General features: G+C 60.3%; 10 protein-coding genes and 2 pseudogenes. 8 read left to right on the plus strand and 4 right to left on the minus strand.

Translation table 11 applies throughout. From position 1 onward, the window contains the following. Positions 1-42: 42 nt before the first annotated feature. On the minus strand, positions 43-999 hold the full coding sequence (locus HJB91_RS17985; RefSeq protein ID WP_210630419.1) for a choline ABC transporter substrate-binding protein: 957 nt from the start codon (positions 997-999) through the stop codon (positions 43-45). Positions 1,000-1,236: 237 nt separating this feature from the next. Between HJB91_RS17985 and HJB91_RS17990 the strand changes: the two genes are divergently transcribed. The 3 genes from HJB91_RS17990 to HJB91_RS18000 all read left to right on the plus strand — a co-directional run bounded on the left by HJB91_RS17990 (position 1,237) and on the right by HJB91_RS18000 (position 4,350). Next, positions 1,237-1,836: a thymidine kinase gene (locus HJB91_RS17990; protein WP_221155628.1), complete on the plus strand. Its 600-nt coding sequence runs from the start codon at positions 1,237-1,239 to the stop codon at positions 1,834-1,836. 73 nt (positions 1,837-1,909) lie between these two features. Continuing rightward, positions 1,910-2,983, plus strand: a complete 1,074-nt coding sequence (locus HJB91_RS17995) for a hypothetical protein (RefSeq protein WP_221155629.1) — start codon at positions 1,910-1,912, stop codon at positions 2,981-2,983. A 236-nt stretch (positions 2,984-3,219) separates the two neighbouring features. After that, positions 3,220-4,350 carry a DUF2333 family protein gene (locus tag HJB91_RS18000; RefSeq protein ID WP_221155630.1) on the plus strand — a complete coding sequence of 377 codons (1,131 nt, stop codon included), beginning with the start codon at positions 3,220-3,222 and terminating at the stop codon, positions 4,348-4,350. Between the two features lie 125 nt (positions 4,351-4,475). On the opposite strand, the gene HJB91_RS18005 is transcribed toward HJB91_RS18000, so the two are convergent. Continuing rightward, a complete protein-coding gene (locus tag HJB91_RS18005) occupies positions 4,476-5,201 on the minus strand; it encodes a LuxR family transcriptional regulator (RefSeq protein WP_210631582.1) in 726 nt (241 codons plus the stop codon). Positions 5,202-5,533: 332 nt separating this feature from the next. Here HJB91_RS18005 and HJB91_RS18010 point away from each other — a divergent pair. Next, positions 5,534-7,191, plus strand: a pseudogene (locus HJB91_RS18010) (hypothetical protein). A gap of 67 nt (positions 7,192-7,258) precedes the next feature. Here HJB91_RS18010 and HJB91_RS18015 read toward each other — a convergent pair. Next, the gene (locus HJB91_RS18015) at positions 7,259-7,789 is read right to left on the minus strand and encodes a TIGR00645 family protein (RefSeq protein WP_210630423.1); all 531 of its coding nucleotides are present in this window, start codon (positions 7,787-7,789) and stop codon (positions 7,259-7,261) included. A 158-nt stretch (positions 7,790-7,947) separates the two neighbouring features. Here HJB91_RS18015 and HJB91_RS18020 point away from each other — a divergent pair, with 158 nt between their 5' ends. Next, positions 7,948-9,627 carry a formate--tetrahydrofolate ligase gene (locus tag HJB91_RS18020; RefSeq protein WP_210630424.1) on the plus strand — a complete coding sequence of 560 codons (1,680 nt, stop codon included), beginning with the start codon at positions 7,948-7,950 and terminating at the stop codon, positions 9,625-9,627. 129 nt (positions 9,628-9,756) lie between these two features. Here the strand turns inward: HJB91_RS18020 and HJB91_RS18025 are convergent, their stop codons facing one another. Beyond that, the gene (locus HJB91_RS18025; RefSeq protein WP_221146953.1) at positions 9,757-10,707 is read right to left on the minus strand and encodes an extensin family protein; all 951 of its coding nucleotides are present in this window, start codon (positions 10,705-10,707) and stop codon (positions 9,757-9,759) included. A 148-nt stretch (positions 10,708-10,855) separates the two neighbouring features. On the opposite strand from HJB91_RS18025, the pseudogene HJB91_RS18030 reads away from it, so the two are divergent. The 3 genes and pseudogenes from HJB91_RS18030 to HJB91_RS18040 all read left to right on the plus strand — a co-directional run. Further along, positions 10,856-11,446: pseudogene (locus tag HJB91_RS18030) on the plus strand (TonB-dependent receptor domain-containing protein); the annotation flags it as partial. Between the two features lie 266 nt (positions 11,447-11,712). Continuing rightward, positions 11,713-13,902, plus strand: a complete 2,190-nt coding sequence (locus HJB91_RS18035) for an anthranilate synthase (RefSeq protein ID WP_210630426.1) — start codon at positions 11,713-11,715, stop codon at positions 13,900-13,902. 101 nt (positions 13,903-14,003) lie between these two features. Further along, positions 14,004-14,243, plus strand: a complete 240-nt coding sequence (locus HJB91_RS18040; RefSeq protein WP_210630427.1) for a hypothetical protein — start codon at positions 14,004-14,006, stop codon at positions 14,241-14,243. Positions 14,244-14,254: the final 11 nt, after the last annotated feature.

Consider the following 14,254-nt stretch of genomic DNA (forward strand, 5'->3'; position numbering starts at 1 on the left):
GACAAAAATGAAGCGGGGCGGCGAACCGCCCCGTTCATGTGATCAAAGGCCGAGGCTGGTCTTGGCGGCCGCCAGAGCGTCGCCCTTGCCGTCGCGGGTCTTGACGCCGGCGAGCCAGGGCTCGAGCGCCGACGGGTTGGCCTTCAGCCATTCGGTAGCCGCGGCTTCCGGCTCCTTGCCGTCGTCGAGGATCTTACCCATGATCTGGTTCTCCATGTCGAGGGAGAACGTCAGGTTCTTCAGCATCGCGCCGACATTCGGGCATTCGCCGAGGTAGCCGGCGCGGACATTCGTGTAGACCTTGGCGCCGCCGAAGTCGGGACCGAAGACGTCGTCGCCGCCCGTGAGATAGGTCAGCTTGAAGTTGGTGTTCATCGGATGGGGTTCCCAACCGAGGAAGACGACGGGCTTGCCTGCCTTCTCGGCGCGAGCGACCTGGGCGAGCATTCCCTGTTCGGAGGATTCGACGACTTCCATATCCTTCATGCCGAAGGTGTTCTTTTCGATCAGATCCATGACGAGGCGGTTGCCGTCATTGCCGGGTTCGATGCCGTAGATCTTGCCGTCGAGATCGTCCTTGTGGGCGGCGATATCCTTGAAGTCCTTAATGCCGAGCTCAGCACCCTTGGCGTTGGTGGCGAGCGTGTACTTGGCGCCAACGAGGTTGGGGCCAAAGGATTCAACCGACTTGTCATCGATATAGGGCCGGACGTCCTTTTCCTGCGTCGGCATCCAGTTGCCGAGGAAGATGTCGATGTCCTTGTTCTTCAGCGAGGTATAGGTGACCGGCACCGAGAGTACCTTGACGTCGGTCTGGTAGCCGATGCTCTTCAGGACGACGGAGGCGGTCGCCGTCGTGGCGGTAATGTCAGTCCAGCCGACATCGGAGAAGTGGACGGTGGAGCAGCTGTCGGGATCGGCGGCGAAAGCGGCGGTCGCAACGGAGAGGGCGGCGACGGCAGTTGCAGTGACGAGTTTGAATGCGCTTGTTGTTTTCATTTTAGACTCCCAGTCTTTAGGTCCCCAAGCCAATCACCAATAGCCCAGTTTGACAAGCGACCTCAGTGTGTTTGCGTCGTATCGACGGGTGCGATTGCGACGTTCGCAGATTTTTCGCAGTCGCGGGTTTTTTGCGCCTTTCGGCGGGTTTCGGGCGTCAATTCCTGTGATTATTGCCGTTGCGGGGCTTTTCTTTGCCGATCCGAGCTTTCAATAAACCGATCAGGGAGAAATCCGATGGCAAAGCTCTATTTCAACTACTCGACGATGAACGCCGGCAAGTCGACGATGCTGCTGCAAGCCTCCTATAATTATCAGGAGCGCGGCATGCGCACGTTGCAGCTGATCGCCGCCTTCGACGAGCGCGCCGGCCGCGGCGTCATCGGTTCGCGGATCGGGCTGGAGGCGAGCGCCATACCCTTCGAGCCGGACGAGGATCTGTTCCGGCTGGTCATGACGCAGAGTGAAGGGGCGCCGATCTCCTGCGTCTTCGTCGACGAGGCGCATTTCATGACGCCTCTCCATGTCTGGCAGCTTGCCCGCATCGTCGACCGACTCGGCATCCCCGTCATGGTCTACGGGCTGAGGACGGATTTTCAGGGCAAGCTGTTTCCGGCCTCCCAGGAGCTTTTGGCGATCGCCGACGAAATGCGCGAGGTGCGCACGATCTGCCACTGCGGGCGTAAGGCGACGATGGTGGTGCGGCTGGACGCGCAGGGGAAGGTGTTGCACGAAGGCGCGCAGATCGATGTCGGCGGCAATGAGAAATATGTCTCACTCTGCCGCAGGCACTGGGACGACGAAATGAATGGGGCCTGGATCGCCGAGCCGGTGTGAGGCGGTGACAGAGCCGGTTTTCTTCGGCGTCTGGAGCGGCTAGCTTGGGCAGAAGATTCTCCGGAGGGATGAGGTGCGCAAAGCTCCGCCGTTCGACAGTCAGTACGAAGCCGCAGGCGGCCTTGCCGAAAAGATTGCGGCCGAGGGAGCCTATTGCGAAGCCTGCATCCGCGGCTTTGACAGCGACGAAACACGATCGGCCGACGAGGTTTTTCTCGAACAGAATGCGCGCTTCCAGGCCCATATCGCCGATGGCGCGGCGCTCGATGCGTTGCTTGCCGAGCTGGTCTTTACATTGGACCGGATGACGGGGGAGGTTTCGGCCGATCTCGACAGTTCCCGCGGATTGACGCTGCGCGAGAAAATGGCCGGCTGGACATCGCGCCAGCGGATGTGGCGCATGTATACCGAACGCGTGCGCGAGGCGCCTGCCATCGAGCGGCTGCTCGATCTCCTCGCGAAATCCGACGCGCTCGCCAGGCTGATTGTAAGCCAGCGCACCTCGATCATCGAACGCCACAAGATAGCCGAACACGGTCTCGTAGGCATTGTCGAGCAACGGCGCCGGCTGGTCGATTCGATCGACATCGCCCGACTGAAGATGAAGGAGCTCAACGCCAAAGCACTGACGACGCAGGGCCGTATCGGCGTCTATGGCAACAGGGCGCACTGGGAACAGATGGAGGCAGAGCGGCGGGCGTTGAAGGCGGAGGCCGAACGAATTTCCGCGGAGGAGCACGAGATGCGGGAGGACAGCCAGCGGCGCGAGCGCTTCATCGGCCTGTTCCAGGCTTTGGTGGATTCGCTGAATGGCCGGATCGGTACCTGCAACGTCTTGCTGCGCAAGCTGATGATCGATGTCGAGGAGCGGCTGATCATCTATCAGGCGCAGGTCGATACCGACCGGCCGGGCATGAAGGCCAGGATCAAGCCGGAGCTTTTCCCCGATATTGCAGCGCCGATCAGGCTGTTCGAGAAGGGGATGCTGGTCGCCCAGGATCTGGAGCGGCGCAAGAGCCGCGTCGACCTGGAAGCCGCAGGAAAGTTTCCTGCTTGGGCCGAGCCGTCGCAGGCAGTGTCGGGAGCGCCGCTCATCGATGCCGCCCGCAGGTCCTTCCGCTTCAGGTTGCCATTTCTGCGCTCCTGATCCGTGACGCCGCGCTGTTCGCGCTGCTTTCATTCGTAAAAATCGGGCGGCTCGTGTTGTGCTCGGGCGGGCGAGCGCATATGTGGATGCAGCGGGGCGGCGATGTCCTCCTGCTTAATTCCTTAACTCGGAACCGATTTAAGGAATTATGCAGCAACTCAAAGTGCTACAGCGTCCTTAGCGCGTGTAAAAGCGCGCGGCGCTGTAGTGTTCGCCTCGCCTGACAGGAGACGACGATGCTTGACCGGATTGCCGGTTTTTTCAGGCTGATCGGCCAGACGATCGGCCGCTGGCCCCGCCTGTTTTCCGCCTGGGCCTTCTGGCCCTTCCTCGCCGCGCATGGCTGGTATCAGCGCCGGAGCTGGATGATCCAGTTGCCGATCGTCGCGTTCGTCGCCCTCTTCGTCATGCTCTACGGCTATTTCTTCTGGCAGACGCAGGTGTGGACGAATTTCAACACCGCTTTCGTCGATCAATATCGGCTTTCCGAACGCAAGGTACCCGCCGGGCAGGAACTGCCGGTCGCCGAAGGGGCGGGTGCTGGGACCGCCAAGACCTGCCAGCGCTCGGCTATCGTCGATGTCGCCGCTGACCTGACCGATTTGAACGTCGACCAGAATGCATGGATTTCCTCCATGCTGCTCTACAAGATGGGCTTCTTCGGCATCGACTGGGACCACACGCCCTTCCTCGACAACAAGGCCTCGTTCCAGCGCGGTATCAACCAAGCCGTTCGTCGGACTTCGGCGGAGCTTGTCGACACGCTCGGGCGCGTGCGTGGCACGTCTGGCATCAACAATGACCTGCAGAGCGCACGCGGCAATCTGCAGTTCGACGAATACAGCTGGTATTTCGGGCTCAATCCCTTCGGCCCGAAGACGCCGACGCCTTCCTTCTACCGTACGGCGATAAGAGACCTGCGCAAGTTCAACACAGATCTCGCCGCCTGCAACGCTGTTTTCGACGGCCGCGCCGACAACCTCATGCAGTTCATCGACCGCATCGCCAACGATCTTGGTAGCACCTCCGACATGCTTGCCGAGCGCTCGGAACACCACAATCGCGGCTGGTTCGACACGCGCGCCGACGACCGATTCTGGTTCGCCTACGGCCAACTCTATGCCTATTACGCCATCCTGACCGCCGCGCAGGCGGATTTCTCGCAGGTCGTGCGGGAGCGCAATCTGGGCGCGATCTGGGGCGGCACCACGCGGCAGTTCCAGGCGGCACTGCGCATCCAGCCCGCGATCATCTCGAATGGTCGCGAAGACGGCTGGATCATGCCGAGCCACCTCGCCACCATGGGCTTCTATATCCTGAGGGTGCGCTCGAACCTCGTCGAGATCCGGTCGGTGCTCGATCGTTAGGGCGTCGGTCGTCAGCGGCATGCGGTATGATCTTCAAAGCCAACGACGCGCAGCTAGGCTGCTCGAAGCGAAGAGACACGATTCCCCCTATTCACAGGATGACGTGCCGATCCTCTTCTGATTTTTCAGCTGATCAGCTTTAATCGAATTGCTTTGGCTACCAACTGGGTCCGGTTGACGCAATCGAGTTTTTTGATCGCATTGGTCATATAGGCGTTCACGGTATGGTCCGAGAGCGTCAGGATCTGGCCTATTTCGATCGAGGTCTTGCCCTGTGCCGTCCAGCGCACCACTTCAAGTTCACGCGCCGACAGCGCATTGTGCGCGCTTTCCTCGTTGCGTCTGACCGCATTGAACGCGTCAAGGGCATGCAGAGTGATGATCGCCAGCTCGTTGACCTCGCTCTGGCTGAGCGCCGCACGCTCGCCGCAGAACCAGAAGACCAGGCGCCGGCCATCGACTGCAATGGTCGGCATGGCAACGCCCGCAGGTATCGCATGGCGCAGCATCAAGGCGCGCAGTTCGGCCGGAAAGGCCTGTCCATTGACGGCATCGCTGAGGTGCCAGGCCTGCGGCACGGCCGACTCCCTCAACCGTACGCCGAAAGGGCAACCACGCATCATGTTGGCGCGATCGAAATCTCTGATATAGGCCGCGGGAAGCGAGCTTTCGATCAGCAGCGGCTTTAGGAGAAGGTCTTCCGGTGAGGGAGCGTGCATCAGCGTCGCATAGGACAGTCCGAAGGCCGCGGAGACTCTGCCGAGCCCTTGCGCAAACAGGCTGCGTGTTCCTGCAACAGCAAGTTCCGCCGAAAGCAACGACTGTCTTTCAGAGGTGGTCATGTAAGACATTTGTACGCCTCCGGCAGCCTCAATGTTAACGCTATCAAATACACAAACACCGCCGGAAGCTAGTCCCAATTGCCTTTTGTCAAGCCGATCAGCCCGAAACGCACAGAAATAGTCACAACTGCGCGCGCATCGGTTGAGTTGCGGCTTGCGCAAGTAGCGTTGTGGTATCTTTGACTTCTGCTGCGGCGGGATAGCTGGGGATTCTTCCTGCTCCACGCAGGAAGAGAATCGCGCCGGAAGAGCCTGGGCGGCGGGAGGCGTCGAAATCCGGCTTGCTGCGGCACGATGCAATTGATAAGCGTATCATCATGTATAACTGAGGCGATTTAATCGTGCGCTTTGCACCTGGTTGGCATTTTAAGCATCTGTTTTCTCTGGCAGTACTTGTTGTTCTTTTGTTGAACTTGTCGCTCGGTGCCGCGCCTTCGCAGGCGGCTGGGCAGAAGAAGCAGGCAGGGCAACCCCGATGCGTTTCATCATCGTGCGCAGCCTCCTCTGCATGGAAGACTGTCCTGAATGGATATCGGCGGAGGGCCGCATAACCTCCGATACTCCCACCCAGCTTAGGAAAGTTCTGAAGAAAATCGGGGACAGGAAACTGCCTGTCGTCTTCCAGTCGGAAGGCGGTGAGGTGGATGCTGCCTATGCGATGGGCCGGATGATCCGCAAGGCAGGCCTGGAAACAGCTATCGGGGGGACGCGACTGAAGGATTGCCCGGAGGATGATGCGCGCTGCGCTGCGGCTATCGCCAAGGATGGCAGCTCGGTCGGCGTCACCTATTCGGATGGTGCATACTGCTTTTCTGCATGTCCCCTGGCCTTCGCCGGCGGCATCTCGCGCGTCTCGTCGCAATGGGCCTTCATCGGCGTCCACCAGATCACGACCGTCTACAACAGGGTGCGTATCTCCTATCGCATCGAATATAAGATCGTGAACGGCAAGAAGACGGAAATTTCGCGCAAGGAGGTTGGACGCAAGGCGGCGGGACAGAGCAGCTCCACCAAGCTCGGCAAGAAGGCCACTGCTGCCCTGAAGATCTATTTGAAGGAGATGGGCGTCAGCGGTGATCTGATCGCTTTGATGATGAGTACGGCTCCTGATCGCATCACGATCGTACCGCCCGCAGATGCACTTCGCATGGGTCTGAACACCGACATGCTGGCTTACAATGAGTGGCCGGGAATGCCGCTCTGCGGGCCGGGTGCAGCCACTGATGCCGCCTGCCACGGCCATTCGGCGGTCGAAGCAGCTGGGGCGCCCGGGCAGTCTGCAGTCGCAGACACAAGCGAGAAACTGCCAACAACCCAGCCGATGGATTTTCTCCTGATGCATCATGGCAATTGTCAGGAGGAGTGCACGCAGTGGATTTCTGCGAAAGGAGACATAACGCGGGATACCCCGGTTCGGCTAAAGGCGATCTTGAAGACGCTCGGCGAAAGAAAGTTGCCGGTCGTGCTTCAGTCCAATGGCGGGGACATGGATGCGGCTTTCGCAATGGGACGCATCATCCGTGCTGCAGGTCTGGAGACCTCGGTTGGCAGAACACGGTTGCCGAACTGCCCGACCCTAAATCCGCGTTGCAAGGCGAGCATGGCCAAAAGCGGGTCGACCGAGGGGGAGGTCTCTGCCGGCGGTGCATACTGCCTTTCGACCTGTGCTCTCGTCTTGATGAGCGGAACGCCGCGGATTGTCGGATATTCCGATATCGGCCTTGTGAGACCCACGACGGCTGAATCTACGAAATTCTTCGCCTATTTCGAAGAAATGGGTGTCAATGCCGAGTCTTTCGAGGCGATGATGATCGCGACCTCGATTGAGCGAAAAGAAATCCCTCGTGCGCAGGCGCTCGAGCTTGGCATCGTCAATGGCATCATCCCTTATGGTGATGAGCCCGGCGATCGCCTGTGTGGACCCGATGCCAAGGAAAGTCTTCGATGCCCCAGAAAAGCTGAGGCAGAGATCGTTCCTGTTGCTGGGGCCTCGAATTGACGCGGAAGGGAACGCCATGACAGCCGGTTTGCCCACGCACTGACGTGACAACCAGTTCGTCGTCCCTCTATCCCTTGTCCTTCAAATCGTTCTTCGATGTCACGCTCATGAGCTTCTCGAGGAAGCCGAGCATGACGGCCGAGGCGACGAAGGCGAGGTGCATCAGAGTCAGCCACATGATCTTGCCGTCGTCGTATTTGTCGGCATTGAGAAAGACCTGCAGCAAGTGGATGGAGGAGATGGCGACGATCGAGGAGGCGACCTTGATCTTGAGGCTACCTGAATCGAGCTTGCCAAGGAAGGAAACCTCGTTGTCCGCATCGCTGGCCTCGTCGAAACGGCTGACGAAATTCTCGTAGCCTGAAATCATCACCATGACGATCAGACTGGCGACGAGGGCGGCATCGATTAGGCCGAGCATGGCAAGGATCATTTCCGCCTCGTCGAGCACGAAAACATCGGCGGCGATTTTCAGGAACTTGTAGCCGAAGGAAACGGCATAGACGGCGAGCGCCGCCACCAGGCCGATATAGAAGGCGACCAGGATCCAGCGGCTCGACAGGATGATGCGCTCGATGATGAGTTCCAGTGCTTTCATGTCTTTACCTTAAGAAGCCGCGATCGTTGAGCGCCACATAATGATCCAGCAGGGCGGTCGCAAGGCGAGCGCTATTCACAGCATGCCGATATTTCGATATCCCAGTGGCGAGGACAAGCGCTTTCGCGCCCGCGAAAGGCCGGGACGGAGGAGCATCCATGCCATCAATCAAATCCGATATCGAAATCGCGCGCGCCGCGGCCAAGAGGCCGATCTTCGATATTGGGGCAAAGCTCGGCATGGCGGCCGAGCAGCTCGTCCCCTATGGTCACGACAAGGCAAAGGTCAGCGCCGAGTTCATCGCGGCGCAGGCGGGCAAGAAGGACGGCAAGCTGATCCTCGTCACAGCGATCAATCCGACGCCGGCCGGCGAGGGCAAGACGACGACAACAGTCGGCCTCGGCGACGGGCTGAACCGGATCGGTAAAAGGGCGATCGTCTGCATACGCGAGGCGTCGCTCGGTCCCTGCTTCGGCGTCAAGGGCGGGGCGGCCGGCGGCGGCTATGCGCAGGTCGTGCCGATGGAAGATATCAACCTGCATTTCACCGGCGATTTCCACGCGATCACCTCGGCGCACAATCTGCTGGCGGCGATGATCGACAACCACATCTACTGGGGCAATGGAGAGAATATCGACATTCGCCGCATCGCCTGGCGGCGGGTCATGGACATGAACGACCGGGCGCTAAGGAGCATGGTCTCCTCGCTCGGCGGCGTCGCCAACGGTTTTCCACGCCAGGGCGGCTTCGACATCACCGTCGCTTCCGAGGTGATGGCGATCCTCTGCCTGGCCACCGATCTGAAGGATCTGGAGCGGCGGCTCGGCGACATCATCATCGGCTACCGCTTCGACAAGACGCCGGTGCATGCGCGCGATCTGAAAGCCGACGGCGCCATGGCCGTGCTGCTCAAGGATGCGATGCAGCCGAACCTCGTGCAGACGCTGGAGAACAATCCGGCCTTCGTACATGGCGGTCCCTTCGCAAATATAGCCCATGGCTGCAATTCGGTGACGGCGACGAAGACGGCGCTGAAGCTCGCAGATTACGTGGTGACGGAAGCGGGATTCGGAGCGGATCTCGGGGCTGAGAAATTCTTCAATATCAAATGCCGCAAGGCCGGGCTGAGGCCGGACGCGGCCGTCATCGTCGCGACCGTCAGGGCGCTGAAGATGAATGGTGGCGTCAAGAAGGAGGATCTCGGCACTGAGGATGTCGTGGCGTTGAAAAAGGGCTGCGCCAATCTTGGCCGCCACGTTGCCAATGTGCGCCGCTTCGGCGTGCCCGTGGTCGTCGCGATCAATCATTTCGTTTCGGATACCGATGCCGAGATCGCGGCGGTGAAGGAATTCGTGTCGCGGCTCGGCGCTGAAGCGATCCTCTGCCAGCACTGGGCGAAGGGTTCGGCCGGTATCGAGGAACTGGCGCATAAGGTGGTGGAACTGGCCGAATCCGGCCAAGCGAAATTTCAGCCGCTCTACGGCGACGACATTTCGCTGTTCGAAAAGATCGAGATCGTCGCCTCGAAGATCTACCATGCCGGCGAGGTGACCGCCGACAAGGCGGTGCGCGATCAGCTGCAGACATGGGAGGAGCAGGGCTACGGCAAGCTGCCGGTCTGCATGGCGAAGACGCAATATTCCTTCTCCACCGATCCGAACCTGCGCGGCGCGCCAGAAGGCCATATAGTCTCCGTGCGGGAGGTACGGCTTTCAGCCGGCGCCGGCTTTGTCGTCGCCATCACCGGCGAAATCATGACGATGCCCGGCCTGCCGAAATCGCCCTCAGCGGAACGGATTTTTTTGAATGAGCAGGGTTATATCGAGGGGTTGTTCTGATCAGGCGTGGTGAAGGGACGGGATGCGGCCTCTCAATCCTCTCTTCTCCCCGAGGGGAGACGGGAATATGCCGCACCGTCTACGTTCCCCGCCAGTTCTTGTTTGATGATGGGGTCCTGACCTTCGACGTTAATGACAATAACGATAGCCGCCCTTCCTTTCGATGATGTCGAGATGGAAATGGGTTTCGTGGGCCGCGTCGCTTTCGGGGTCGAGTACGGTCGTGAAATAGAGGCAGCCGGCGGCGCTGACGGCGCGTTGGAAGGCACCGGTCAGCGTTGGGTCCTCGCGACGGGAGCGGACGGCGACATCCTCGCCCTTTTCGAAATGGAAGCTGGCAATATCGATGGCGTTGCCGCGGGCATGCTCGGAGATCTTGCCTGTCTCGGCGCCATTGCGCAGGCGGCACATATAGGCGGTAGCCTGGTTGACGACAGTGATGCGACCCTGCTCCGGCAGGGCGGCGGAAGCGGCAGGGACGACGCTCTCCTTCATCCAGCGGGCAAGTGCGAGTGCCGCCGGGCAGCGGATCGTTGCCTCCGGTTTGACGGCGATACCGGGCAGAGCCTCCGAGACGATGATCGGTTTGTCGATGCCGCAGCCGTTGCCGTCATCGATGCGCGGCGTTTCCTTGAAGACGGCACCCAGAGCCTTGAGTGCAGACGTGCATTCGGCATGCTCGGCGTCACTCTCGGATTCGATCGTCAGATGCTGCTCTTCAAGCGTCTGCTCGCCGGGCGGCTTTTCTTCCGGTGGAGTCTGCGGGCTCTCTAGCTGGCCCGGCGGAAGCGGCGGGCCCTGCATCGGTTCTGAATGCTCAGGCTTTGCCGGTTCGGCTGGCGAGGCAGGCGGCTGGTCCGGTGCGGATGTCTCCGGCTCCTTTACGTCAGGTTTCGGCTGAGGGGCCGGCACCTGTTCAGGCGCGGAGGGTTCCGCTTTTTCTGAGGACGGGCGGGTGGGGGCGGCCGTCTGCCCGGCATCGGGCCGAGGCTCTGGCAATGGGCCGTGCGGGGGCAGGCGGGCACCAGCCAGAAAGGCGGTAGCGGCGAGGAGGATCGCCAAAGTCGAAAATTTTCTCAATCCATGCGATTCCTAATATTGGTGGCTAGAGGCAACGCATGAGAGCGTTTTTCGTTGCAATTGTGCAACATTTTTGACGATCGCAAAAACCTGACAATAATATCCAACATAAGGCGGGGCGATTTGTGTTGACTGTTATCGTCATGTTTTCACCGGGCGGATCGCCACTTTCCACACTCGTTATCAGAATTTCATCGAGACGGTGACGAGCGTTGACGCGACCGGCTTCAGAGCTTCAATTACACCAACGTGGCTGCGGCGACGATCTCGGGTGTTGAAGCAAGTGCCGTCAAGACGTTCAATAACGGCATCAATCTGCATGCTCGCTTGCCTATGCCTACGGCAGGAATGAAGAAACCACCCAGCGCCTGCGCTCGGTGGCGCCGTTCAAGGCGATTGTGGGCGGCGGCTGGAGCAATGACACCTTCGGCTTCGATCTGTCCTCGAAGCTATCTGCCGGCATGCTCACAGACCATCTCAATACACCCGTCACCAACACCAACGACACAACCTTCGATGCGCACGGTTACGCAATCATCGACCTGAACGGCTGGTGGACGCCGGAACAGTTGCCCGGCCTGCTCGTTCAAGCTGGTGTCTACAATATTTTCGACCAGAAATATTTCAATGCGCTGGCTGTACGTGACGTCAACCTGGTCTCTCGACCGCATCGCAGCCTCGCGATTGGTATTCCGAGCCGGGCCGTACCTTCAAGGTGTCGCTCACGAAGACATTCTGATTGCCGGCGACACACTTTCACGGCTGGGGAGGGGCGGCTTTCGGGCCGCCCTTTTTCATTGCGCAATCGCCTCTTGCGCGGCGGCTGATCTCAGGCTAACAATTTTCCATGATTACGTCCTTGAACATGGCTGTTTGGTGGTGGGCTCGCTGAGGCGGCCTCGACCAATCGTGTCCAAAGACGACGAGTGAGCCGCCCGAAACTTCGAGGCGGCTTTTTTGTTTTATCGCCGCCTGTCGTCCGGGCCCCGATAACGGAGTGGAACAATGGTAACGATCCTGCGGGATGATGGTGCGGAACTCTACGAGACCAAGGGCGGCATATCAGTCACCCGGCAGCGGCGGGCAATCCCCTATGCCGATGCGGTCTCTTCCTATATCGACAAGCTCGACGAGCGCCGCGGCGCGGTGTTTTCGTCGAACTACGAATATCCGGGCCGTTATACCCGTTGGGACACCGCCGTCGTCGATCCGCCGCTCGGCATCTCTTCCTTCGGGCGCAACGTCTGGATCGAAGCCTATAATGAACGCGGCGAGGTGCTCCTCGGTTTCGTGACCGAACGGCTGCAGACCGTCCCTGACCTCGTGCTCGGCGCTTCCTCAGCCCGGCGGCTCGACCTCTCCGTCAAGACGCCGGACCGGGTGTTCACCGAGGAAGAGCGCTCGAAGATTCCGACGGTGTTCACAGTGCTGCGGGCCGTGAGCGATCTTTTCTACTCGCAGGCGGATGCGAGCCTCGGGCTCTACGGCGCCTTCGGCTATGACATCGCCTTCCAGTTCGACGCGATCGATCTGAAACTGACGCGCCCTTCCGACCAGCGCGACATGGTGCTCTACCTGCCGGATGAAATTCTCGTCGTCGACAACTATGCCGCCAAGGCCTGGATCGACCGGTATGATTTCGCGAAGGACGGCGTGACGACCGAAGGCAAGGCGGAAGATATCGCGCCCGAGCCCTTCAAGCAGACGGATGCCATTCCGCCGAAGAGCGACCACCGGCCGGGCGAATATGCCGAGCTCGTCGTCAAGGCGAAGGAAAGCTTCCGCAAGGGTGATCTCTTCGAGGTCGTGCCTGGGCAGAAGTTCATGGAGCGCTGCGAAAGCAAGCCTTCCGACATTTCCAAGCGGCTGAAGGCGATCAATCCGTCGCCCTATTCCTTCTTCATCAATCTCGGCAATCAGGAATATCTGGTCGGCGCCTCGCCCGAAATGTTCGTGCGGGTCTCCGGACGGCGCATCGAGACCTGCCCGATCTCGGGCACGATCAAGCGCGGCGACGACCCGATCGCCGATAGCGAACAGATCCTGAAGCTCTTGAATTCGAAGAAGGACGAGTCCGAGCTGACCATGTGCTCGGACGTCGACCGCAACGACAAGAGCCGCGTCTGCGAGCCCGGTTCCGTCAAGGTGATCGGCCGCCGGCAGATCGAGATGTATTCGCGCCTCATCCACACGGTCGATCATATAGAAGGCCGGCTGCGCGACGACATGGATGCCTTCGACGGTTTTCTCAGTCACGCCTGGGCGGTGACCGTCACCGGCGCCCCGAAGCTCTGGGCGATGCGCTTTATCGAGAGCCATGAAAAAAGCCCACGCGCATGGTATGGGGGGGCGATCGGCATGGTCGGTTTCAATGGAGATATGAACACCGGCCTGACGCTGCGCACCGTGCGCATCAAGGACGGCATCGCCGAGGTGCGTGCCGGTGCGACATTGCTCAACGATTCCATTCCAGAGGAAGAAGAAGCCGAAACCGAATTGAAGGCCTCCGCCATGCTTTCCGCCATCCGAGACGCCAAGACCGGCAATTCCGGCAAGATTCAGCGCGACGTCGCCAGCGTCGGCAAGGGCGTCAGCATCCTGCTGGTCGACCATGAGGACAGTTTCGTCCATACGCTCGCCAATTATTTCCGCCAGACGGGGGCAACGGTTTCGACCGTGCGGACGCCGGTGCCGGAAGAGATCTTCGACCGGCTGAGCCCGGATCTGGTCGTGTTGTCGCCCGGGCCCGGAACGCCGAAGGATTTCGATTGCAAGGCGACGATCAAGAAGGCGCGGGCCCGCAACCTGCCGATCTTCGGCGTCTGCCTCGGCCTGCAGGCGCTCGCCGAAGCCTATGGTGGGGAATTGCGCCATCTGGCGCTGCCGATGCACGGCAAGCCGTCGCGCATCCGCGTGCTGGAACCGGGCATCGTCTTCTCCGGCCTTTCGAAGGAAGTGACGGTCGGCCGCTACCACTCGATTTTCGCCGATCCCTCGACCCTGCCGCGTGAGTTCATCATCACGGCGGAAAGCGACGATGGCACGATCATGGGTATTGAACATGCCAAGGAGCCGATTGCCGCGGTGCAGTTCCACCCCGAATCGATCATGACGCTCGGCGGCGATGCCGGCATGCGGATGATCGAGAATGTCGTGGCGCACCTGGCGCGCAAGGTGAAGACGAAGGCGGCTTAAACCAAGTATCATCTCGCCCCTTCCGTACGCGGACGGGGCGAGGGTTGACTCTGCCAGGAAAATCAGAACATTTCCGGAACGATCAACCGGGAATTATCGCCGTGGCCAGTGCCGAGAAATTCATCGTCCTTCCCTACCGCAAGAACCGCGGCAATCTCGTGCCAGGCGAAATGCGGCAGGCGTCGAACGCCGTCAGTGCGGAAAAGATCGCCTCGGCGATGGCCGAGCGTTTCGTCGGGGTCGCGGCCTATGCCGTCATCGTCGATGAGGAGACCGGCGACATGAGCTCGCCGCGACTGCTCGCGCGGTATGGTGAGATTGCCGATCTCAACGCCGCCTGAGCGCGATTTTC

It is taken from the genome of Rhizobium sp. NLR10b (assembly GCF_019685435.1).
GTDB lineage: Bacteria > Pseudomonadota > Alphaproteobacteria > Rhizobiales > Rhizobiaceae > Rhizobium.